The 19,489-nt window shown below is 71.4% G+C and carries 20 protein-coding genes; 13 read left to right on the top strand and 7 right to left on the bottom strand.

Annotated features, from left to right (window positions below; translation table 11 throughout):
* The first annotated feature begins 142 nt into the window (after window positions 1-142).
* From FS532_RS01740 to FS532_RS01730, 3 genes are read left to right on the top strand one after another with little or no spacing between them, the layout of a single operon-like run.
* Window positions 143-862 (top strand): FadR/GntR family transcriptional regulator, encoded by a 720-nt coding sequence (locus FS532_RS01740; RefSeq protein ID WP_144749768.1) that lies wholly within the window; start codon window positions 143-145, stop codon window positions 860-862.
* Entirely contained in the window at window positions 859-1,941 is a 1,083-nt protein-coding gene (locus FS532_RS01735; protein ID WP_144749766.1) for an acetamidase/formamidase family protein, read from the top strand. Before FS532_RS01740 ends, FS532_RS01735 begins: the two co-directional genes overlap by 4 nt.
* On the top strand, window positions 1,938-3,497 hold the full coding sequence (locus FS532_RS01730; RefSeq protein WP_144749764.1) for an AtzH-like domain-containing protein: 1,560 nt from the start codon (window positions 1,938-1,940) through the stop codon (window positions 3,495-3,497). The genes FS532_RS01735 and FS532_RS01730 overlap by 4 nt, the downstream gene beginning before the upstream one ends.
* Here FS532_RS01730 and FS532_RS01725 read toward each other — a convergent pair.
* A complete protein-coding gene (locus FS532_RS01725) occupies window positions 3,486-4,310 on the bottom strand; it encodes a TrmH family RNA methyltransferase (protein ID WP_144749762.1) in 825 nt (274 codons plus the stop codon). The genes FS532_RS01730 and FS532_RS01725 overlap by 12 nt on opposite strands.
* A 72-nt stretch (window positions 4,311-4,382) precedes the next feature.
* Here FS532_RS01725 and FS532_RS01720 point away from each other — a divergent pair, with 72 nt between their 5' ends.
* The 3 genes from FS532_RS01720 to FS532_RS01710 all read left to right on the top strand — a co-directional run bounded on the left by FS532_RS01720 (window position 4,383) and on the right by FS532_RS01710 (window position 6,729).
* On the top strand, window positions 4,383-5,252 hold the full coding sequence (locus FS532_RS01720) for a Sir2 family NAD-dependent protein deacetylase (protein WP_144749760.1): 870 nt from the start codon (window positions 4,383-4,385) through the stop codon (window positions 5,250-5,252).
* Entirely contained in the window at window positions 5,249-5,887 is a 639-nt protein-coding gene (locus FS532_RS01715) for a histidine phosphatase family protein (protein WP_144749758.1), read from the top strand. The genes FS532_RS01720 and FS532_RS01715 overlap by 4 nt, the downstream gene beginning before the upstream one ends.
* A 95-nt stretch (window positions 5,888-5,982) precedes the next feature.
* Window positions 5,983-6,729 (top strand): hypothetical protein, encoded by a 747-nt coding sequence (locus tag FS532_RS01710; protein WP_144749756.1) that lies wholly within the window; start codon window positions 5,983-5,985, stop codon window positions 6,727-6,729.
* A 327-nt stretch (window positions 6,730-7,056) separates the two neighbouring features.
* Here the strand turns inward: FS532_RS01710 and FS532_RS01705 are convergent, their stop codons facing one another.
* Both FS532_RS01705 and FS532_RS01700 read right to left on the bottom strand, forming a co-directional pair.
* Complete coding sequence (locus FS532_RS01705) at window positions 7,057-8,130, bottom strand: glycosyltransferase family 4 protein (protein ID WP_144750781.1); 1,074 nt, start codon at window positions 8,128-8,130, stop codon at window positions 7,057-7,059.
* 5 nt (window positions 8,131-8,135) lie between these two features.
* Entirely contained in the window at window positions 8,136-9,080 is a 945-nt protein-coding gene (locus FS532_RS01700; RefSeq protein ID WP_144749755.1) for an alpha/beta fold hydrolase, read from the bottom strand.
* A 214-nt stretch (window positions 9,081-9,294) separates the two neighbouring features.
* Here FS532_RS01700 and treS point away from each other — a divergent pair, with 214 nt between their 5' ends.
* Together treS and FS532_RS01690 are read left to right on the top strand one after the other, a co-directional pair.
* The gene (gene treS / locus FS532_RS01695) at window positions 9,295-11,004 is read left to right on the top strand and encodes a maltose alpha-D-glucosyltransferase (protein ID WP_079238905.1); all 1,710 of its coding nucleotides are present in this window, start codon (window positions 9,295-9,297) and stop codon (window positions 11,002-11,004) included.
* 125 nt (window positions 11,005-11,129) lie between these two features.
* On the top strand, window positions 11,130-11,870 hold the full coding sequence (locus FS532_RS01690; RefSeq protein WP_440130697.1) for a 3'-5' exonuclease: 741 nt from the start codon (window positions 11,130-11,132) through the stop codon (window positions 11,868-11,870).
* Between the two features lie 278 nt (window positions 11,871-12,148).
* Here the strand turns inward: FS532_RS01690 and FS532_RS01685 are convergent, their stop codons facing one another.
* The 3 genes from FS532_RS01685 to glgA form a co-directional block, all read right to left on the bottom strand.
* A complete protein-coding gene (locus tag FS532_RS01685; RefSeq protein WP_070419036.1) occupies window positions 12,149-12,397 on the bottom strand; it encodes a type B 50S ribosomal protein L31 in 249 nt (82 codons plus the stop codon).
* 125 nt (window positions 12,398-12,522) lie between these two features.
* Window positions 12,523-13,305 (bottom strand): ABC transporter ATP-binding protein, encoded by a 783-nt coding sequence (locus FS532_RS01680; protein ID WP_144749751.1) that lies wholly within the window; start codon window positions 13,303-13,305, stop codon window positions 12,523-12,525.
* Window positions 13,306-13,314: 9 nt separating this feature from the next.
* Window positions 13,315-14,514 carry a glycogen synthase gene (gene glgA, locus FS532_RS01675; RefSeq protein ID WP_144749749.1) on the bottom strand — a complete coding sequence of 400 codons (1,200 nt, stop codon included), beginning with the start codon at window positions 14,512-14,514 and terminating at the stop codon, window positions 13,315-13,317.
* Window positions 14,515-14,561: 47 nt separating this feature from the next.
* On the opposite strand from glgA, the gene FS532_RS01670 reads away from it, so the two are divergent.
* Window positions 14,562-15,803, top strand: a complete 1,242-nt coding sequence (locus FS532_RS01670; protein WP_144749747.1) for a glucose-1-phosphate adenylyltransferase — start codon at window positions 14,562-14,564, stop codon at window positions 15,801-15,803.
* Window positions 15,804-15,934: 131 nt separating this feature from the next.
* Window positions 15,935-16,573: a phosphoserine phosphatase SerB gene (gene serB / locus FS532_RS01665; protein WP_144749745.1), complete on the top strand. Its 639-nt coding sequence runs from the start codon at window positions 15,935-15,937 to the stop codon at window positions 16,571-16,573.
* Between the two features lie 107 nt (window positions 16,574-16,680).
* Here serB and fabG read toward each other — a convergent pair whose 3' ends face one another.
* Entirely contained in the window at window positions 16,681-17,394 is a 714-nt protein-coding gene (fabG, locus tag FS532_RS01660) for a 3-oxoacyl-ACP reductase FabG (RefSeq protein WP_144749743.1), read from the bottom strand.
* 167 nt (window positions 17,395-17,561) lie between these two features.
* Here fabG and FS532_RS01655 point away from each other — a divergent pair, with 167 nt between their 5' ends.
* The 3 genes from FS532_RS01655 to FS532_RS01645 are packed head-to-tail and all read left to right on the top strand — an operon-like array spanning window position 17,562 to window position 19,260.
* On the top strand, window positions 17,562-17,981 hold the full coding sequence (locus tag FS532_RS01655) for a DUF3099 domain-containing protein (protein ID WP_144749741.1): 420 nt from the start codon (window positions 17,562-17,564) through the stop codon (window positions 17,979-17,981).
* Window positions 17,981-18,289, top strand: coding sequence for a hypothetical protein (locus FS532_RS01650; RefSeq protein ID WP_440130693.1), 309 nt, complete (start codon window positions 17,981-17,983; stop codon window positions 18,287-18,289). The genes FS532_RS01655 and FS532_RS01650 overlap by 1 nt, the downstream gene beginning before the upstream one ends.
* Window positions 18,286-19,260, top strand: a complete 975-nt coding sequence (locus FS532_RS01645) for an SURF1 family cytochrome oxidase biogenesis protein (protein WP_144749739.1) — start codon at window positions 18,286-18,288, stop codon at window positions 19,258-19,260. The genes FS532_RS01650 and FS532_RS01645 overlap by 4 nt, the downstream gene beginning before the upstream one ends.
* Window positions 19,261-19,489 lie beyond the last annotated feature (229 nt).

Here is a 19,489-nt window from a genome sequence, read left to right as displayed (position 1 = left end):
GCCCCTCTTCTGATCGGTTCGGGTGGGACGTGGACCACCATTCGCCCGTCGTGTTTCCGACTCCGACGCCCCGTGTGACGGGCGTGTAAAAGTTGGTCGTACCAATGAACCAACCGGACCAATGGACCGTAGGCTCCCGGTCATGCAACGTGGACCGACCCTGAGCGCGACGACCGCGGCGCACCTCGGACGCCTGGTGCTCGACGACCTCGCGCCGGGCGACAAGCTGCCCCCGGAGCGCACCCTGGCCGCGGACCTCGCCGTGTCCCGGACCACCATCCGCGAGGCCCTGCAGGAGCTCGAACGCCGTCGGCTCGTGTCCCGGACGCCCGGTCGCGGCACCGTCGTGCTGCCCCGCTCGGTCGAGGCCGCCGAGATGCTCGACCGGATGTCGCACGACGCGTCCGAGACCGAGCACGTGACCGAGTTCCGCGCGCTCGTCGAACCGCAGATCGCCGCGCTCGCCGCGGTCCGCGCCGACGAGTCCGACCTCGTGCGGCTCGAGGCGATCCTGGCCTCGACGCACGCCGGCCTGAACCCAGCCGAGTCCCTCGCCCAGGACGTCGCCTTCCACGTGCAGGTCGCCCGGGCCTCCGGCAACCCACTGTTCGTGTCGCTCTGCGAATTGAGCAGCGGATGGGTGCAGGACGTGCGCGCGAAGTCCCACAGCACCAGCGAGGGCCGCCGCTCGTCGTTCGAGTGGCACCAGCGCATCCACGACGCGATCCGTCGCCACGACGAGACCGCTGCCCACCGGGCGATGACCGACCACCTGGCGGACGTCGCCCACCTCGTGGAGAACAAGCACCACGAGAACAAGCACAGCGAGCGCAAGCACCGCGAGAGGGAGCACCACCAGTGACACAACCCGTCCTGCAACCGGGGGTCGGACCGATCCGCGCCGCGCACTACCTCCCGGTCGAGCCGGAGCGGACGCTCTGGGGACGACTCCCGAGCAGCACCGACCAGCCAGCACTCACGGTCCCGTCCGGCACCGAGGTGACCATCGACACCGTCAGCCACGAAGGCGTCCTGCCGGACCAGGGCAGCGACCCGGTGGCCTTCTTCGGTCGGCACGGGGTCCCGCGGGAGCACGTCCTCGACGACGCGGTGGCGACCGCCCGGACCGCACGGCGCGACGCGGACCACGACGGACCGCACGTCGTCTCCGCCCCGATCGCCGTCGAGGGCGCCGAGCCCGGCGACGTCCTCACGATGACCGTGGTCGAGACGCTCCCCCGCGTCCCCTACGGCGTCGTGTCGAACCGGCACGGCCGCGGCGCGCTGCACGGCGAGTACCCCGTCGACGGCACCACCGTGAGCGTCTTCGCCGACGTCGTGACGGATGCCGACGGCGAGTGGGGGCGCATCCCCCTCACCGACGACCGCGAGCACTTCGCCCGCTTCCCGCTCGCCCCCTTCCTCGGCATCATGGGCGTCGGCTCCCCCGGCGACCGACCGCACTCCGTGCCACCGGGGCGGCACGGCGGGAACATCGACGTGAACCTGCTGCAGGCGGGCGCGCAGCTGCACCTGCCCGTGCTCGTCCCGGGCGCACTCGCGTTCGTCGGTGACCCGCACTTCGCCCAGGGCGACGGCGAGGTGGCACTCACCGCGATGGAGGCCTCGCTCCGCGCCACCGTGCGGTTCGACCTCACCCCGGGCGCAGAGGCAGCGTCGCGGTTCGGCGACCTCGTGTGGCCGCTCGTCGAGACGCACGAGTACCTCGTCCCGACCGGGCTCGACCCCGACCTCGACGAAGCCGTCCGTGCGTGCGTCCGACACGCCATCGCGATCCTCGGTGCCCGCTACGGCATGCAGCCGCACCTGGCGTACGCCTACCTCAGCGCGGCGACCGACTTCAACATCTCCCAGGTCGTCGACCTCGTCACCGGGGCACACGCCCGCATCCGCAAGAGCGACTTCGGAGGGGCCCGATGACCGACCGGACCACGCCCGACGGGCTCCTGGAGGCGCTCGACGCCTACGAGACCGCACTCATGGCGAACGACCTCGACGCCCTCGACGACGCGTTCGTCGACGCCCCCGACACGATGCGCGGCGACGACCGCGGGCTGCTCGTCGGCCACGACGCGATCAGCGCCTTCCGGGGTGCCCGGGGCGGGGTCGCCACCCGGACGCTGACGCGCGTCGAGGTCCGGCCGCTCGCCGAGGACCTCGCCCTCGTCGTCTCCGTGTCGGCCTTCACCGCCGGCGGGAACGGCCTGCAGACCCAGCTCTGGCGACGCACCGACGGCACCTGGCGCATCGCCGCCGCGCACGTCACCGGTCGCACCAAGGCGTTCGACACGACGATCTGGCGGGTCGTCGGCGACCCGCTCGTCCCGACCACCGGCAGCGGCCCGCTCGACTGCACGACCGTCGCGGTGAAGGACCTCTACGCCGTCGCCGGACACGCCGTCGGCGCCGGCAACCCGACGTACCTGCGGGAGTCCGCCCCACAGGCAGCGTCCGCCGCCGCGGTCGCGTCGCTCCTCGCCGCGGGGGCGTCGATCCGCGGGATCGCGCGGACCGACGAGTTCGCCTACAACCTCACGGGACGCAACGAGCACCACGGCACCCCACCGAACGGGGCGGTCGCCACTGCACTGCCTGGAGGCTCGTCCAGCGGATCCGCATCGGCTGTCCGTCTCGGGACGGCCGACATCGGACTCGGCACGGACACCGCAGGATCGGTGCGGGTCCCCGCCTCGTACCAGGGGCTCTGGGGCCTCCGGACGACCCACGACCTCATCCCCCGCGACGGGCTGCTCCCGCTCGCGCCGTCCTTCGACACCGTGGGGTGGCTCACGCGCGACGCCGACCTGCTCGGCCGGGCGCTCCACGCCTCCGTCCCGGTCGCGCTGCCGGACCCCGACACCGCCCCTGCCGTGACGGTCGCGGCCGACCTCGTCGCCGCGGCCGACGCCACGACGCAGGAGGCATTCCGCGCGTTCGTCGGCGAGGACCTCCCCGTGGTCACGCTCGCCGAGCTCGGCATCCCGCCGCTCGAGGACCTCCGCGAGACGATGCGCCTCGTGCAGGCCGCCGAGGCCACCGCCGCGCACGGGCCGTGGATCGCCGCACACCCGGCAGCCCTGAGCGCCGTCGTCGGCGACCGGTTCGCGGCGGCCGCAGCCAACCCGCCCGCCGAGGTCGCCGCGGCCGTCGCCCGGCTCGACGACCTGCGGCAGACGATCCGGCAGGCACTCGACGGCAGCGTCCTGGTGTTCCCGACCACGCCCGGACCCGCACCCGCACTGACCGCCGACACCGTCGAACTCGAACGGACCCGGACCGCCACCACGGCGATGACGGCCCTCGCGAGCGTCGGCGGCCTCCCCGCGGTGAGCGCGCCCGGACTCAGCGTCGGCGGCGCGCCCGTCGGGATCAGCCTCGTCGGCGCGCCGGGGACCGACCGTGCCCTGGTGCGCACCGCGGAACGGGTGCTGCGGGACGGCGCCGAGCCGCGCCTCCAGTCCGTCTCAGTCGACTGACCGCGACCGTTGCGCGTGCGCGACCGCCCACAGACCCACGGCGCTCGCCGCGGCGACGTTGAGCGAGTCGACGCCGTGCGACATCGGGATGCGGACCGTCGTGTCGGCGGACGCGACGGCCGCGTCGGTCAACCCCTGACCCTCGGTGCCCATCACCAGCGCGACCTTCTCGGGGACGTCCGCGACGAACGCGTCCAGGTCGACGGAGCGGTCCGTGAGCGCCATCGCGGCGAGGTGGAAGCCCTGCGCGCGGAGCTCCTCGCCGGCAGCCGGCCACTCGCCGATGCGCGTCCACGGGACCTGCAGGACGGTGCCCATGCTGACCCGGACGCTCCGGCGGTACAGGGGGTCGGCGCAGCGGGGGCTGACGAGCACGGCGTCGGCACCGAGCCCGGCGACGCTCCGGAAGACGGCGCCGACGTTGGTGTGGTCGACGATGTCCTCGAGGACGACGACGAGCTTCGCGTCCCGCACGACGTCGGCGACCTCCGGCAGCACGGGACGCTGCATCGCGGCAAGGGCACCGCGGTGCATGCGGAAGCCGGTGAGCTCCTCGAGCAGGGCGTCCGGGCCGACGAACACCGGGCCGTCGTGGTCGGCGACGAGCGGCAGCACGCTGTCGAGCCACTTCTCCTGCACGAGGATGCTGCGGGGCACGTGGCCGGCTCGGACAGCCCGCTCGATGACGGTGTTGGACTCGGCGATGTACAGGCCGCCCTCGACCTCGGAGACCCGGCGCAGTGCGACGTCCGTCAACCGGGCGAAGTCGTCGAGGCGGGGGTCGTCGAGGGAGTCGATGCGGACGGCGTGCACGGGGCTCGTTTCGGTGTGGTGCGTGTGGGGAAGTGACCGGGACGGTCGGCTGTTGAGGGTACCGTGAACACGATGGCCACGAGCGAACCGACCAGCCCCGCTTCCTCCGGCGCGGTCGAGCTCGACCGCGCCGTCGAGCTGCTCGCCGGCAAGCGCATCGCCGTGCTGTCCGGCGCGGGGCTCAGCACCGACTCCGGCATCCCCGACTACCGCGGCGAGGGGCGGGTGGTCCGGAAGCCGATGACCTTCCAGGAGTTCCGCGCCGACCCCGCGAAGCGCCAGCGCTACTGGGCCGGTTCGCACCTCGGCTGGCGGACGTTCGCCGCCGCCCGCCCGAACGCCGGTCACCGCGCGCTCGCCGCCCTCGAACGCGACGGCATCGTCACCGGGGTCATCACGCAGAACGTCGACGGGCTGCACCTGCGCTCCGGGTCGCGCCGGGTCGTCGAGATCCACGGGTCGATGGACCGCGCCGTCTGCCTGACGTGCGGGCAGGTGTTCTCCCGAGCCGACCTCGCCGCCGTGCTCGACTCGCTCAACCCGTGGATCGACGAGCCAGGCTCGGTCCAGCTGCAACCGGACGGCGACGTCGAGATCACCGACGTCGAACGCTTCCGGGTGCCCGACTGCTCGGTGTGCGGCGGCGTCCTCAAGCCGGACGTGGTGTTCTTCGGCGAGTTCGTGCCGGCCGAGAAGTTCCGCGAGGCGGTGTCCATCGTCGCCGAGGCCGAGGCGCTCGTCGTCGTCGGCTCCTCGCTCACCGTGAACTCCGGCGTCCGGCTCGTCGACCACGCCGCGCGCCGCAAGCACCCAGTGGTCATCATCAACCGCGGCGAGACCCGCAGCGACCGCCGTGCCGCCGTGAAGCTCGACGCCGGCACGACCGAGACGCTCGAGGCCCTGGCGGCGCGTCTCGACCCGTCTGCGATGATCGAGCGGTGACGACGCTCCTCTACCTGGTCCGGCACGGCGAGACCGACTGGAACGCCGAACGGCGCATCCAGGGCTCCACGGACATCCCGCTCAACGACACCGGACGGCGGCAGGCGGCCTCGACCGCGGCGCTGCTCGACCGACGCTCGTTCGACGCCGTCGTCGCGTCACCGCTGTCACGTGCGTTCGAGACCGGGTCGATCATCGCCGAGCACCTCGGCCTCGCGGCACCCGTCGCCCACCCGGGCCTGGCGGAGCGCTCGTACGGCGAGGCCGAGGGCCTGACCAACGACGAGGTCCTGGCCCGCTACCCGCACGACGACGTCCCCGGCCGCGAGTCGCGGAGCGCCCTGCTCGCCCGGGTCACCGAGACCCTCGGCGAGATCGCCGTGCGGTACGACGCCGGCAGCGTGGTCGTCGCGACCCACGGCGCCGTCATCCGCAGCGTCGTGAACGCCGCCGCCCCGGGCACCGTCGACCGGCACGGCACGCCGATCCGCAACGGCTCCGTGCACTCGTTCCGGTGGGACCCCGAGCGGTTCCACGCCGAGCTCGTCCGGTTCGACGATCCCATCGACGGGGTGTCCGACGGGCCCGGCCGGTACACGTTCGAGTACCAGAACCCGCTCGAGCGCCGGGGGTAGCCGTCTCGGCCCGGTCCGCAGGGTCGACACCGCTGTCGGACCCGGCGTACTAGGCTCCGATGCACTCGCAGACCCGAGCGCGTGAGGGGGCCGACATGACGTCCGACGGACCAGGCGGTGTGCGTCCGGGATGGCCGCAGTCCGACGCCACCGACGATGACGACGACCTCGACCGCGCGTTCGGCCACGGCACCGCGTCGATGGCGGTCCGGACCCCTCGGCAGCGTGTGCGCCGCAGTGCCCTCGTCGGCGTCGGTGTGGTCATCGCTGCCGGGGTGCTCGCCGTGGTGCTGATCACGATCATCGGCAGCGTCCAGAACGGCGTCGGCGGGGTCTTCCCCCGGCCGGACGCCGCTCTCGACCGCTTCGACAGTGCAGCGCGCGACGTCAGTGGGGTCCAGCGCGTCACCGACGAGGAGCCGAAGAAGACCTCGTTCGCGAGCTACGACGTCGAGAGCACCGTCACGGTGTCGCCCACCCTGCCCGAGGCCGAGCAGACCGCGGCCGTCGATGCCCTCGCCGCCGCGGCCGACGACGTCAGCGGCAACGGAGTGCGCGTGTTCGCGATCGCCGACCTCGGCGAGGTGCAGGTCGGGGTCTCCGCGGACGCTGCGGTCACCGACAAGCGCCTGGAGTTGGCACGGCAGCTGGCGGCGATCGGCGGGGTCCAGACCGTCCGCTGCGCCTGGGGGGACGCCGGACCGTCGGACGAGCCCGCGGAGCAGACGATCACGGTGGTGACGACGGGCACCGGGAACGCGCTCGGCGCCATCGTGGCGAAGGCCACGCAGGAGACGCGCGCGGTGTTCCCCGGTGCGACGGTGGAGTCAGCGCTGCCCTGACGGTGGCCGGGCCGTGTCGGCCGCGGTCTTCGGCCCGACCCTTCCGCGAAAGCGACAGTCTGGCGCCGTACTCCCGCGGCAGTCTGTCGCTCTGACGGACCAGTCTCGAGCCCGTGACGGTACGGAGTCGCTTTCGCGGCACGAAGCACTCATCACGATGCTGAACTCGAAGCGACAGTCTGGCGCCGTACTCCCGCGGCAGTCTGTCGCTCTGGCGTGCCCGACCCGAGCGCGCGGCGGACAGGGAGTCGCTTTCGCGAGAGAGACGTTGCTGCCAGCGTCGTCAGCGCACCGGCGTCGTCAGCCCCCAGACGACGTCAGGGGATGTCAGCGCCCCGCACGGTCCGCGACCGCCCGCTCGACCGCCCGCACGACCTGCTCGGCGGACTCGTCCCACCGGAACCGAGCGGCCCGTGCGATGGAGGCCTGCGAAGCGGTGTCCCACCGGTCCTCGAGCCGTCGCACGGCAGCGGCGACTGCTGACGGTGACGACGGGTCGAAGTACTCCGCGGCGTCCCCGCCGATCTCGCGGAAGATCGGGACGTCGCTGACGACGACCGGCGTGCCGACGCCCATCGCCTCGACCAGCGGGATGCCGAAGCCTTCGTCGTACGAGGCCGTCGCCAGCGCGGTCGCCGATCGCAGCACGGACAGGTACTCGTCGTCGGAGGCGCCGTCGTGGAACACGATCGCACCGGCGGGCGCGAGTCCGCCCAACCGCGCACGGTCGGCGTCGGAGACCCGGGACATGCAGTGCAGGACCCAGTCGGCGCCGAGCAGCGGGAGCGCGGCGGCCAGGGTCTCGACGTTCTTGTACGGCATGAAGGACCCCATGTAGACGAGGGTCTTCTCGCGAGCGCCGCCCGCCGGCCGTGGTGCAGCGGGGTCGGCGGCGTTGTACGCCACGGTGACGGGACGCTTCGTCAGGCGGTGGGCCTCGATCAGCCCGGCGGTCGTCTCCGACACGGTGACGACTCCGTCCGCACCGTTCAGCAGGAACCGCTGCGGCGCCCAGCTCAGGTGGAACGCTCGCCAGCCGAGGCGGATCGGCCACGAGAACTCCCGCGGGGGTGTGCGGTTCCGGTAGTAGATCAGGTCGTGCAGCGTGAGCACGAGGGCGTAGTCACGGCCGCGGGAGCCCATGGTCTGCATCGGCGAGAACACCGCGTCGAGGCCGAGCCGGTTGACCTTCCGCGCGACGAGGGGCTCCCCGGCGTCGGTCGGTGCGGGGAGGAGTTCCCACGGGAGTCCCCCGGGCAGGGACTCGAGCTGCCGTTCGTCGTTCACCAGCAGCGTGTAGTCGTGCCGGTCCGGCAGGTTGGCGACCACGCCGGCGGTGAAGCGGCTGATGCCGTCGTGCCGTCCGATGCGGACGTACCGGCAGTCGAGGCCGATGCGCAGGCGCGTCACGAGGCAGCTCCGGAGGCCTTGCCGGGCTTCGCCTTCTTCGCTCGCCCGGCCGGTGTGTCCGCCATCCGGCGCAGGACCGCGGCGGCGGCGACGTCCGGCGTCTCGTAGTGCACGAGGTGCCCCACCTGCGGGATCACGACCAGTTCGGCATCGCGGAGGCGTCCGGCCAGCGCCTGCTGCTCCGGCACCGCCGTGATGTCGTCGCGCTCCGCCGCGATCATGAGCACGGGGACGTCGATGCGGTCCGCGTACTCCGACACGTCGTGCGTGACCGAGGTCCGGAACGCCTCGAGCACGCTCGTGCGGTTCGCGAACGCCGAGAAGTAGCGGTCGTGCTGGTCGTGCACCCACCGGCGGAGGTCGCGATCGTGCGACTTCAGCATCGCGATGCTCATCACCCGGACGATCGCCGGGTTCCGGAGCAGCCCGAGGCCGAGGGCCTTGGGAAGCACCGCACCCGCGCGGTAGTAGCCGATCGCGATACCCGTGCCGACCGCCCGCGGTCCTTGCAGCGCGGGCGCCGCGATCGGGTTCACCAGGACGAGCAGGCGGGTCTCGAGACCAGCGGCCACCGTGGCCGACACGACGATCGAGCCGAACGAGTGTCCCAGCACGACCACATCGCAGCGCAGCCCGAGGGCCCGGTGGAACCCGGTCAGCCAGGCGACGTACGCGTCGATGTCGGACTCCGGGAGCGGGTCGGAGATCCCGAACCCGGGCAGGTCCGGCACGATCACCCGGACGCCGACCAGGTGCGCGGCGATGGTCTCGAGCCCGTGGTGGTCCCCCCGGAAACCGTGCACGGCGAGCACGGTCTGCTCCGCGTCGGCAGGGCCGTACTCCCAGTAGTGCGTGGTGCGGCCGTCGACCTGCACGGAGCGGTGCACGACCGGGGTGGCGGCCATCAGCGACTGGTACGGGGAGAGCACGGGTGGTTGCATCCCGGCCAGTCTACGAACGCACGCCGGTGCGCCCGCGTCACCCCACGACGAAACCTGGACAACTCGCAGGCGGGACGTGCCTGTGGGAGGCGAGCCGCGCCTCCAGGCCGGGCCGACTCCGCCCGCCGGGCCGACGCCTCTCGCCGCCCGCCGGGCCGACGCTGTCCGCGCTTTCTGCGGACAACCGGACCGGCGGCGGCCTAGCGTGTCCATGGTGACGTTCACCGCCCCGATCCAGCTCCCCGGCCTGACCCTGGACCCGCAGTGGTACAAGCGCTCGGTCTTCTACGAGTGCATGATCCGCTCGTTCGTCGACTCGAACGGCGACGGGATCGGTGACATCCAGGGGGTCATCGGCAAGCTCGACTACCTGCAGTGGCTCGGTGTCGACGCCCTGTGGCTCCCGCCGTTCTTCAAGTCGCCGATGCGCGACGGCGGCTACGACATCGCCGACTACAAGGCGATCCTGCCGGAGTTCGGCACCCTCGACGACTTCCGGGAACTCGTGACGAAGTCACACGAGCGGAACATGCGCATCGTCATCGACATGGTGATCAACCACACCAGCGACCAGCACGAGTGGTTCCAGCAGTCGCGCGAGGACCCGGACGGCCCCTACGGCGACTTCTACGTGTGGCGCGACACGGACACCGACTACGAGAACATCCGCATCATCTTCGTCGACACCGAGGAGTCGAACTGGACCTTCGACCCGGTCCGCCGACAGTTCTTCTTCCACCGGTTCTTCTCGCACCAGCCCGACCTGAACTTCGAGAACCCGGCCGTGGTGGAGGCCGTGTACGACGTCGTGCGGCACTGGCTCGACCTCGGCGTGGACGGGCTCCGGCTCGACGCGATCCCGTACCTGTTCGAGTCCGAGGAGGGCAACGGCGAGGGCGAACCGGAGACCCACGAGTTCATCAAGAAGCTCCGGGCGATGGTCGACGACGAGTACCCCGGGCGTGTCCTGCTCGCCGAGGCGAACCAGTGGCCCCGTGAGACGGCGGCGTTCTTCGGCACCGACGAGGAGCCCGAGTGCCACATGGCGTTCGACTTCCCGGTGATGCCGCGCATCTTCTACTCGCTCCGCGCACAGCACGCCGCCGAGCTCAAAGCGATCCTGTCAGAGACCCTCGACGTGCCCTCCAGTGCGGCCTGGGGCGTGTTCCTCCGCAACCACGACGAGCTCACGCTCGAGATGGTGAGCGAGGAGTACCGGCAGGCGATGTACGGCTGGTACGGCTACGACCCCCGGATGCGCTCGAACATCGGCATCCGCCGACGGCTCGCTCCCCTGCTCGACAACTCGCGCGCAGAGCTCGAACTCATCCACGCGCTGCTCTTCTCGCTGCCCGGGTCGCCGTTCCTCTACTACGGGGACGAGATCGGCATGGGCGACAACATCTGGCTGCCCGACCGGGACTCCTCGCGCACGCCGATGCAGTGGACGCCCGACCGGAACGCGGGCTTCTCCACCGCCGACCCGGGGAAGCTGTACCTGCCCGTCGTGCAGTCGCTCGTGTACAACTACGCGCAGGTCAACGTCGAGGCCCAGCTCGCCCAGTCCCGCTCCCTGCTGCACTGGGTCCGCAACGTCATCCACGTGCGGAAGGCGCACCCGGTGTTCGGCCTCGGGACGCTCGACGTGCAGGAGACCTCGAACGACTCGGTCCTCGCGTTCGTCCGCTCCTGGGAGGGCTCCGGCGCACAGTTCGGCCCCTCGGCGGAGGACGTCCTCTGCGTGTTCTCGTTCGCGACGAACCCGACGTCGGTGACGGTCTCGGCGCCGGAGTTCGCCGGGCGGCCGCTGTACGACCTGTTCGGCGGCGGGACGTTCCCCTCGTTCGACGAGTCCGGTTCGGTGACGTTGACGATGGGCACGCAGTCGTTCTACTGGCTGCACGTCGGCGCACCGGTCGCGTAGGCGGTCCGCGCGGTCGGCTCGCGTCCGCGCGTGTCAGCGGGCACCGGCCTGGAGGCACGGCTCGGCCCCGCCAGGCGGGTCGCGGTGGTCGTGTCGGTGCGTCCGGTTAGCCTGTGGCCGTGACGATCTCCACAGCACAGCTCGACACGCCCGCCCCGGCGCAGGACCTCGCCGGCCGACCGTGGTGGCACGCGCTCGGCGTCTTCGACCTCGAGACCACCGGTGTGGACGTCGAGACCGCCCGCATCGTCACCGCGCACGTCGGCCTGATCGACATGACCGGCCGCTCGATCGTCGAGGGCGCCTGGATCGCCGACCCCGGCGTCGAGATCCCCGAGGGTGCCGCAGCCGTGCACGGCATCACCACGGAGCGGGCCCGGGCCGAGGGGCGCCCCGCGGGCGAGGTCGTCGCCGAGATCATCGCCGCGGTCGAGGCCGTCTTCGCCCGCGGCATCCCGCTCGTGATCTACAACGCCCCGTACGACCTCACCGTCCTCGACAGAGAGGCCAAGCGCCACGGCATCGCCTCCCCCGTCGTGGGCAACGTGGTGGACCCGCTCGTGATCGACAAGGCGTTGGACACCTACCGGAAGGGCAAGCGCACGCTCGAGGCCGCGTCGGAGCTCTACGGCGTCACCCTCGACGACGCGCACGACGCCGGAGCAGACGCCATCGCTGCCGGGCGTGTCGCGCAGGCCATCGCCGCGAAGTACCCGGAGGAGCTCGGTGTCTCCGCCGAGGAGCTCCACCGCAAGCAGGTCGGCTGGTGCGCCGAGCAGGCGACCTCGTTCCAGGACTACATGCGGAAGAAGCGCGACCCGTCCTTCACCGCCGACGGTCGCTGGCCCCACCGCAACGGTTCGTAGCCTGCCCGGCGCCGGCCGCTCCGCCCGTCGCACCGGACACCGGTCGCGCACGTTACCGGTCGCACCGGGTCCCGGTCGCACCGGACCCCGGCTGCGTCGTGCCCCGGTTGCGCCCGTTTCCGGACATCGCGCCCCCGCACACCCGGGCGCGATGTCCGCACCGGGGCGCAATCAACGCTGACCCGCAGCAGGCGCACCCCACGGCTCGGACCCGCCCAGGCGCACGCAAACGGGCGGCCCTCCCGAAGGAGAGCCGCCCGTCAGCGTGCAGAGCGTGCTTACTTGCCGAAGCTCTTGAAGCGCTGGTTGAACTTCTCGACGCGACCGGCCGAGTCGAGGATGCGCTGCTTGCCCGTGTAGAACGGGTGCGAAGCGGAGGAGATCTCGACGTCGATGACCGGGTAGGTCGCACCGTCGAGCTCGATGGTCTTGTCGCTGTTCGCGGTCGAACGCGTCAGGAACGTCTCACCGGAGGCCAGGTCACGGAAGACGATGGCGCGGTACTCGGGGTGGATGTCGGTCTTCATGGAGATTCCTCGGATAGCGGTGATGGGTGGGACTGCGCGAATGCTCGAACAAGCACCACGCCGGAAGTCGTCGGCTTGCGCCAGCCGTCTACGTTACCAGACGGCGAGCCGGATGTGGAGCAGGATCAGGCCGCGCGTGCCGTGTACCGACCGGCGTCCTTCGACACCGTGAGCTCGATGCCGAACGCCTCGGTCAGGGTCGCCGCGGTGAGCACCTCGTCGATGGGACCGGCGGCCTGCACGTGGCCGTCGGAGAGCACCAGCGCGTGGGTGAACCCGGCCGGGATCTCCTCGACGTGGTGGGTGACGATGACGATCGCGGGCGAGTCCTCGCTCTGGGCGTAGCCGCCGAGGGTGCGGACCAGGCTCTCGCGGGCGCCGAGGTCGAGCGACGCCGCGGGCTCGTCCAGGAACAGGATCTCCGGGTCCGTCATCACGGCACGGGCGATCTGGACGCGCTTCTGCTCGCCGTCGCTCAGCTCGCCGAACGTCCGGTCGGTGAAGGCCCCGAGGCCCCACTCCTCGAGCACGCGCTGCGCACGACGGACGTCGAGCTCCTCGTACTCCTCGTTCCAGCGACCCGTGACCGAGTACGCCGCGGTGAGCACCACGTCGATGACCTTCTCGGTCACCGGGATGCGGCGGGCGAGGGCGGTCGACGCGAAGCCGATGCGGGGACGCAGCTCGAAGAGGTCGGCGCCGCCGAGCTCCGTGCCGAGCACCTCGACGTCGCCCGAGGTCGGGAAGCTCTGCGCGCCCGCGACCTGCAGCAACGTGGTCTTGCCGGCACCGTTGGCACCGAGCACGACCCAGCGTTCGTCGTCCTGCACCTCCCACGAGATCCCGTCGAGGATGGTGGCCCCGTTGCGGACCACGGAGACGTCTGACAAGCGCACGACCGAGGGCATGCGTCCAGCCTAGAGGTTTCGGCCGAGCACCTCGTCGTAGACCTGCCGTGTCCGCTCCGCGATCGCGTCCCAGGTGAACTCGGTCTCGACGCGGAGACGTCCGGCGCGGCCCATGAGCTTCGCCAGCCCCTCGTCCGCGAGCACCTCGTTCAGCGTCGCGGCGAGGTCCGCCACGTAGCGATCGGGGTCGGTCGGGGTGCCGGTGCCGTCCTGCGCCTGGTCGATCGGCACGATGCGCCCGGTCAGCCCGTCCGCGACGACCTCGGGGATGCCCCCGGTGCCGGTGCCGACGACGGGGATCCCGCACGCCATGGCCTCGAGGTTGACGATCCCGAGCGGCTCGTAGATCGACGGGCACACGAACACGGTGCCCGACGACAGCACGTTGACGATCTCCTGGTGGGCAAGCATCCGGTCGATCCAGACCACGCCCTCCCGCTCCGCACGCAGGCCTTCCACGAGGGAGGTGACCTCGGCCATGATCTCCGGGGTGTCCGGCGCCCCGGCGCAGAGCACGATCTGGACGTCCGACGGCAGCGAGGCCACCGCGCGGAGCAGGTACGGCAGGCCCTTCTGCCGGGTGATGCGTCCGACGAACACGACGCTGGGGCGGGACGGGTCGATCCCGAGCGCGCGCACCGCGTCCTCGTCCACCTGCGGCTTCCACTCGTCGATGTCGATGCCGTTGTAGACGACGTGCACCTTCGCCGGGTCGATCGACGGGTACGAGCGCAGGATGTCCGCACGCATCGCCTTCGACACCGCGATGACACCGTCCGCGTTCTCGAACGCCTCCCGCTCCATCCAGCTCGACAGCCGGTAGCCACCGCCGAGCTGCTCGGCCTTCCACGGCCGCAGCGGCTCGAGGCTGTGCGCCGTGACGACGTGCGGGATGCCGTAGGTCAACTGCGCGATCCGGCCTGCCGCGTTCGCGTACCAGGTGTGCGAGTGCACGACGTCGGCGCCCTCGACGTCCGCCGCGATGGCCACGTCGGTGGCGAGCGCCTGCAGTGCGCCGTTCGCCTGCCCGAGCGAGTCGGGCGTGCGGTAGGCCCACACGTCGGGCTCGTCACGGAACGCCCCGAAGGCGCGGACGCGCACCTCGGTGTCGGTCCCGGAGCGGAGCGCCGCGGTCAGTTCGGCCACGTGGACACCCGCACCGCCGTAGACCTCCGGCGGATACTCCCTGGTCAGCAGATCGACTCGCACGCGTTCAACGTAACCGGTTCCCAGTGCTGACGCCTACTGTGAGCGGCATGGCACCAAAGAAGGTCTTCGGCATCGTGCTCGCCGGCGGCGAGGGCAAGCGGCTCATGCCGCTCACGGCCGACCGGGCGAAGCCCGCTGTCCCGTTCGGCGGGAACTTCCGTCTCATCGACTTCGCACTCTCGAACCTGGTGAACTCCGGGCTGCAGAAGATCGTCGTCCTGACCCAGTACAAGTCGCACAGTCTCGACCGTCACGTCGCGGAGACCTGGCGCATGGAGGGGCTGCTCGGCTCCTACGTCGCGTCGGTCCCCGCACAGCAGCGACTCGGCAAGCGCTGGTTCGCCGGTTCGGCCGACGCGATCCTGCAGTCGCTCAACCTGCTGCGTGACGAACGCCCCGACATCGTCGTCGTGGTCGGCGCCGACCACGTGTACCGGATGGACTTCCACCAGATGGTCGAGGCGCACATCGCCTCCGGCCGCAGCGCGACCGTCGCCGCGATCCGGCAGCCGATCGGGCTCGCCGACCAGTTCGGCGTCATCCAGGTGGCTGACGACGACCCGACGAAGATCGACGCGTTCCTCGAGAAGCCGAAGGACGCCGTGGGCCTGGCCGACTCCCCTGGCGAGATCCTCGCGTCGATGGGCAACTACGTCTTCGACGCCGACGCACTCGTCGACGCGGTCCTGCGAGATGGCCAGATCGAGACGTCGAACCACGACATGGGCGGCGACATCGTCCCGGACTTCGTGAACCGCGGCGACGCCGGCGTCTACGACCTCAAGCGCAACGAAGTCCCCGGCTCGAACGAGCGCGACCGGTACTACTGGCGCGACGTGGGGACGATCGATTCGTTCTTCGATGCCCACATGGACCTCATCGCACCCGTCCCGGTGTTCAATCTGTACAACCAGGACTGGCCGATCTTCAACCAGCAGACGAACCTGCCCCCGGCGAAGTTCGTGCGCGACGCCAACGGCAACACCGGGTCCACGGTGGACTCCCTCGTGTCGCTCGGGTGCCTGGTCTCGGGGGCGCAGGTCGAACGCAGCATGATCGGCCCGTGGTGCGGGATCGACTCCGGCGCGAAGGTCCTCGACTCGATCGTCTTCGAGCGAGCGTCCATCGGCGCGGGCTCCGTCGTGAACCGCGCAATCCTCGACAAGGACGTCGTCATCGCTCCGGGCGCTCAGGTGGGCGTCGACCGTGAGGCCGACGAGGCACGCGGCTTCACGGTCACCGAATCCGGCATCACGGTGGTCGGCAAGGGCGTCCGCGTCGACGCGTAGACGCGGAGACGCGGAGACGCGGAGACGCGTAGGCGCGGAGACGCGTAGGCGCGTCCCGACAGAACCGGCCTGGAGGCGCGGCTGACGTAACGCACGTCGGCCGCGCCTCCGACAGTCGGTACCGTTGGTGCGTGCCACGCTTCCTCGTCGTCCTCGATGCCGATTCCACGCTCCTCGAGGACGAGGTCATCGAACTCCTGGCGGACACCGCCGGGACCCGACCACAGGTCGCGGCGATCACGGAGCGCGCCATGCGCGGCGAGATCGACTTCGCCGAGAGCCTCCGGGAGCGTGTCGCAACCCTGACGGGCCTCCAGGCCGACGTCTTCCGACGCGCACAGGACGCGGTCCGCGTGACGCGGGGCGCCGACCAGCTGGTCCGCGGCGTGCACGCCGCCGGCGGCACCGTCGGTGTCGTCTCCGGAGGCTTCCACGAGGTCCTCGACCCCTTCGCCGAGCGCCTCGGCCTCGACCACTGCCGGGCCAACCGACTCGAGGTGACCGACGGCGTCCTCACCGGACGGGTGCTCGGTGACGTCGTGGACGCGCACGCCAAGGCCGTCGCGCTCCGGGAGTGGGCCGACGCGGACGGCGTGAAGCTCGTCCGCACCGTCGCGGTCGGCGACGGCGCGAACGACCTCGAGATGATGCGCGTCGCTGCCCTGTCCGTGGCGTTCGACGCGAAGCCGCGCGTGCGTGAGCAGGCCGACGTCGCGGTCGTCGACCGCGACCTGTCCGCGGTGCTCGCGACGCTCGGCCTGCGCGGCTGACCCTGCCGGTGGGTCGACCGTCCGACGTTTCGCGCTCAGCGACAGTTCGCGGGCGTCAGCGCCCGTGAACTGTCGCTGAGCGCGAAACGACGAGCCGGGGGCGCGCCCTAGTGGCCCATCCCGAGGCCGCCGTCGACCGGGATGACCGCGCCGGAGACGTACCCGGCACCGTCGCTCGCGAGGAACAGCGTGGCGTCCGCGACGTCGTCGACCGTGCCGTAGCGCGCCGCCGGGATCTGCTTCTTGAACTCGGCCTGCAGTTCCTCGGGCAGCGCTGCCGTCATGTCGGTCTGGATGAAGCCGGGCGCGACGACGTTCGCCGTGATGCCACGGGAGCCCAACTCGCGCGTGATCGACCGCGCCATGCCGACGAGTGCGGCCTTCGACGACGCGTAGTTGACCTGGCCGACCTGGCCGTAGGCGCCGACGACGCTCGACATGAGCACGATGCGGCCGAACTTCGCCTTCATCATGCCCTTCGTGGCGCGCTTGACGACCCGGAACGTCCCCGTGAGGTTCGTGTCGATGACGCTCGTGAAGTCCTCCTCGGACATCCGGAGCAGCAGCTGGTCGTTGGTGATCCCGGCGTTCGCGACGAGGACCTCGACCGGGCCGAGCTCGGCCTCGACCTGCGTGTAGGCGGCGTCGACGGAGGCGGTGTCCGTGATGTCGGCCTGCACGGTGAGCGCACCCTCGGGGCCGCCCTGACCGCTGCGGGAGGTGACCGCGACGCGGTGGCCGGCGGCGACGAAGCGCTCCGCCAGTGCTCGGCCGATGCCGCGGTTGCCGCCGGTGATGAGGACGGTACGGGGGGTGCTCATGGTCGCTCCGTTCGGTGTGGGGTGCACGGCGCGCCGGTCCGGTCACGGCTCGGACACGCCCGGACGAGCGTACCCGAGCAGAAACCCGACATCCGGCACCCGCGCGCTGCACCCATGTCCGGCCATGCGGGCTTAGGCTTGACCCTGGGCAGAGGAAAGAACACCGTATGAAGACGACGCACAGCATCACCACGCTCCCGGACTCTCCGGAGCAGGATCGTGCGCACCGCCTGTCCCGCTACGTCTGGCAGATGGCCCTCCGCGTCGTGTTCTTCATCGGTGCCGTGCTCGTCTGGTCGGTCTGGCACACCTGGCTCGCGGTCATCCCGATCGTCCTCGCCGGTGTCATCCCCTGGGTGGCCGTGATCATCGCGAACGCGGGCAGTCGTGCCGAGAGCGACATCGTGCGCCCGGCCGGTGCCATCGAGCTCTACGACGCCGTCGACCCGCGGCTCCGCGAGCAGCAGGAGGACGACCGGGCCGCGGCCTACCGCGCCGAGCAGGACCGGCTGCGCGAACAGGCCCACCACGCGCAAGAGGAATGGCAGCGCCACGGCGACCGCTCGAAGGTGTGGGGCCGTCGCTGATGGGTGCCACGTTCGACCTCTTCACCGAGCCCGGCTCGACACCGGTGTGCTCGCGTGCCGGTTGCAGCGACACCGCCGCGTGGCGCGTGAACTGGCGCAACCCCCGCATCCACGCGACCGACCGGGTGAAGATCTGGGCCGCGTGCGACGAGCACCGTGACTTCCTCGCCGACTACCTGCGCTCCCGGTCCTTCCCGGTCCGCGTGACCGGCATGCACGAGGACGTGGACCGCCTCGACGACGAGCGCGACCCGGCCGACGCCCCGAAGAACGACGTCGGTGCGCGCGCAGCCGGGGAGCGTCGGTGAGCGACCGGTTCGACCCGAGCTCGCGCTACGGCCGACGCCACGCGCAGAAGATCGCGCGCGCCGTGGCTGCGACCGACACGGACACCGCGACCGCTGAACGCGACCCCGACAAGCCGTTCGTCGGCTGGCGCTTCGTGCAGAGCCGCCGGTGGCTCGGCTACTTCGCGATCGCGGTCGCCTTCGCTATCGTCTGCGCCCTGTTCGGCATGTGGCAGTGGGACCGCCGGAACGAGGCCGTCCGCCAGAACGAGCAGGTCGCACAGAACTACGAGCACACCCCGGTGCCGCTCGACCAGGCACTCCCGAAGGCCGCCAGCTGGGACGACTCGCAGACCTGGCTCCGGGTCAGCGTCACCGGGCGGTACGACACCGACGACCAGCTGCTCGTCCGGAACCGCGTCCACAACGGGCAGCCCGGGTTCGAGGTCCTCACCCCGCTCGTCACCGCCGACGGCCGGGCGTTCGTCGTCGACCGTGGCTGGGTCCCCACCGGCAACGCACAGGACGCCCCCGACCACGTCCCCGCTCCCCCGTCCGGCGACGTCACCGCGATCGTCCGCCTGCAGGAGAGCGAACCGCGCATCCCCGGCCGGACCGACCCGGCGCACACCGACCAGGTGCAGTCCGTGACGCTCTCCGACGTCGCGAAGAAGGTCGACACGCCGATCTACACCGGCGCCTACGGCCAGCTCGCGTCCGAGTCGCCGGCCCCGACCGAGGCACGACCCCTCGGCTGGGAGCGCCCGACCGCCGACACCGGGCTGCACCTGAGCTACTTCATCCAGTGGTTCATGTTCGCGGCCGGCGGGTTCGGGTTCCTGGCGTACCTGATGGTGCAGGAGTACCGGAACCTCAACCAGGACGACCCCGAGGAGCGCGAGCGCGCCCAGGAGCGGCAGCGCCGCAAGGACGCCCGACCCAAGACGGACGCGGAGATCGAGGACGAGCTGCTCGCCGCCCGCCGGAGCTGACGAGCCGTCCCGCGCGTAGGAAGTCGTTCCGCGCGTAGGAAGTCGTTCCGCGCGTAGGAGGCAGTTCCGCTCGTAGGAGGTCGTTCCGCGCGTAGGAGGCCGGAAATTCCTGCCCCCTACGCGCGATTTCGCTTTCCATGTCGGCCCCGATGGGACGAAACGCACCCAGGAGGGGGGGGGGGGGGGGCGGGGGGGGGGCCGCCGGGGCGCCGCGCCGGCCCCCCCCCCC

Source organism: Curtobacterium pusillum, assembly GCF_007673235.1.
GTDB classification, from domain to species: Bacteria; Actinomycetota; Actinomycetes; order Actinomycetales; family Microbacteriaceae; genus Curtobacterium; species Curtobacterium pusillum_C.
The sequence above is the reverse complement of the archived record's forward strand: the minus strand, read 5'-3'. Positions and strand labels throughout refer to the sequence as shown.

Coding starts and splice junctions, on each gene's coding strand:
- FS532_RS01740 (WP_144749768.1), top strand. CDS start 143: ATGCAACGTGGACCGACCCTGAGCGCGACGACCGCGGCGCACCTCGGA.
- FS532_RS01730 (WP_144749764.1), top strand. CDS start 1,938: ATGACCGACCGGACCACGCCCGACGGGCTCCTGGAGGCGCTCGACGCC.
- FS532_RS01720 (WP_144749760.1), top strand. CDS start 4,383: ATGGCCACGAGCGAACCGACCAGCCCCGCTTCCTCCGGCGCGGTCGAG.
- FS532_RS01710 (WP_144749756.1), top strand. CDS start 5,983: ATGACGTCCGACGGACCAGGCGGTGTGCGTCCGGGATGGCCGCAGTCC.
- FS532_RS01700 (WP_144749755.1), bottom strand. CDS start 9,080: ATGCAACCACCCGTGCTCTCCCCGTACCAGTCGCTGATGGCCGCCACC.
- FS532_RS01685 (WP_070419036.1), bottom strand. CDS start 12,397: ATGAAGACCGACATCCACCCCGAGTACCGCGCCATCGTCTTCCGTGAC.
- FS532_RS01680 (WP_144749751.1), bottom strand. CDS start 13,305: ATGCCCTCGGTCGTGCGCTTGTCAGACGTCTCCGTGGTCCGCAACGGG.
- FS532_RS01670 (WP_144749747.1), top strand. CDS start 14,562: ATGGCACCAAAGAAGGTCTTCGGCATCGTGCTCGCCGGCGGCGAGGGC.
- fabG (WP_144749743.1), bottom strand. CDS start 17,394: ATGAGCACCCCCCGTACCGTCCTCATCACCGGCGGCAACCGCGGCATC.
- FS532_RS01655 (WP_144749741.1), top strand. CDS start 17,562: ATGAAGACGACGCACAGCATCACCACGCTCCCGGACTCTCCGGAGCAG.
- FS532_RS01650 (WP_440130693.1), top strand. CDS start 17,981: ATGGGTGCCACGTTCGACCTCTTCACCGAGCCCGGCTCGACACCGGTG.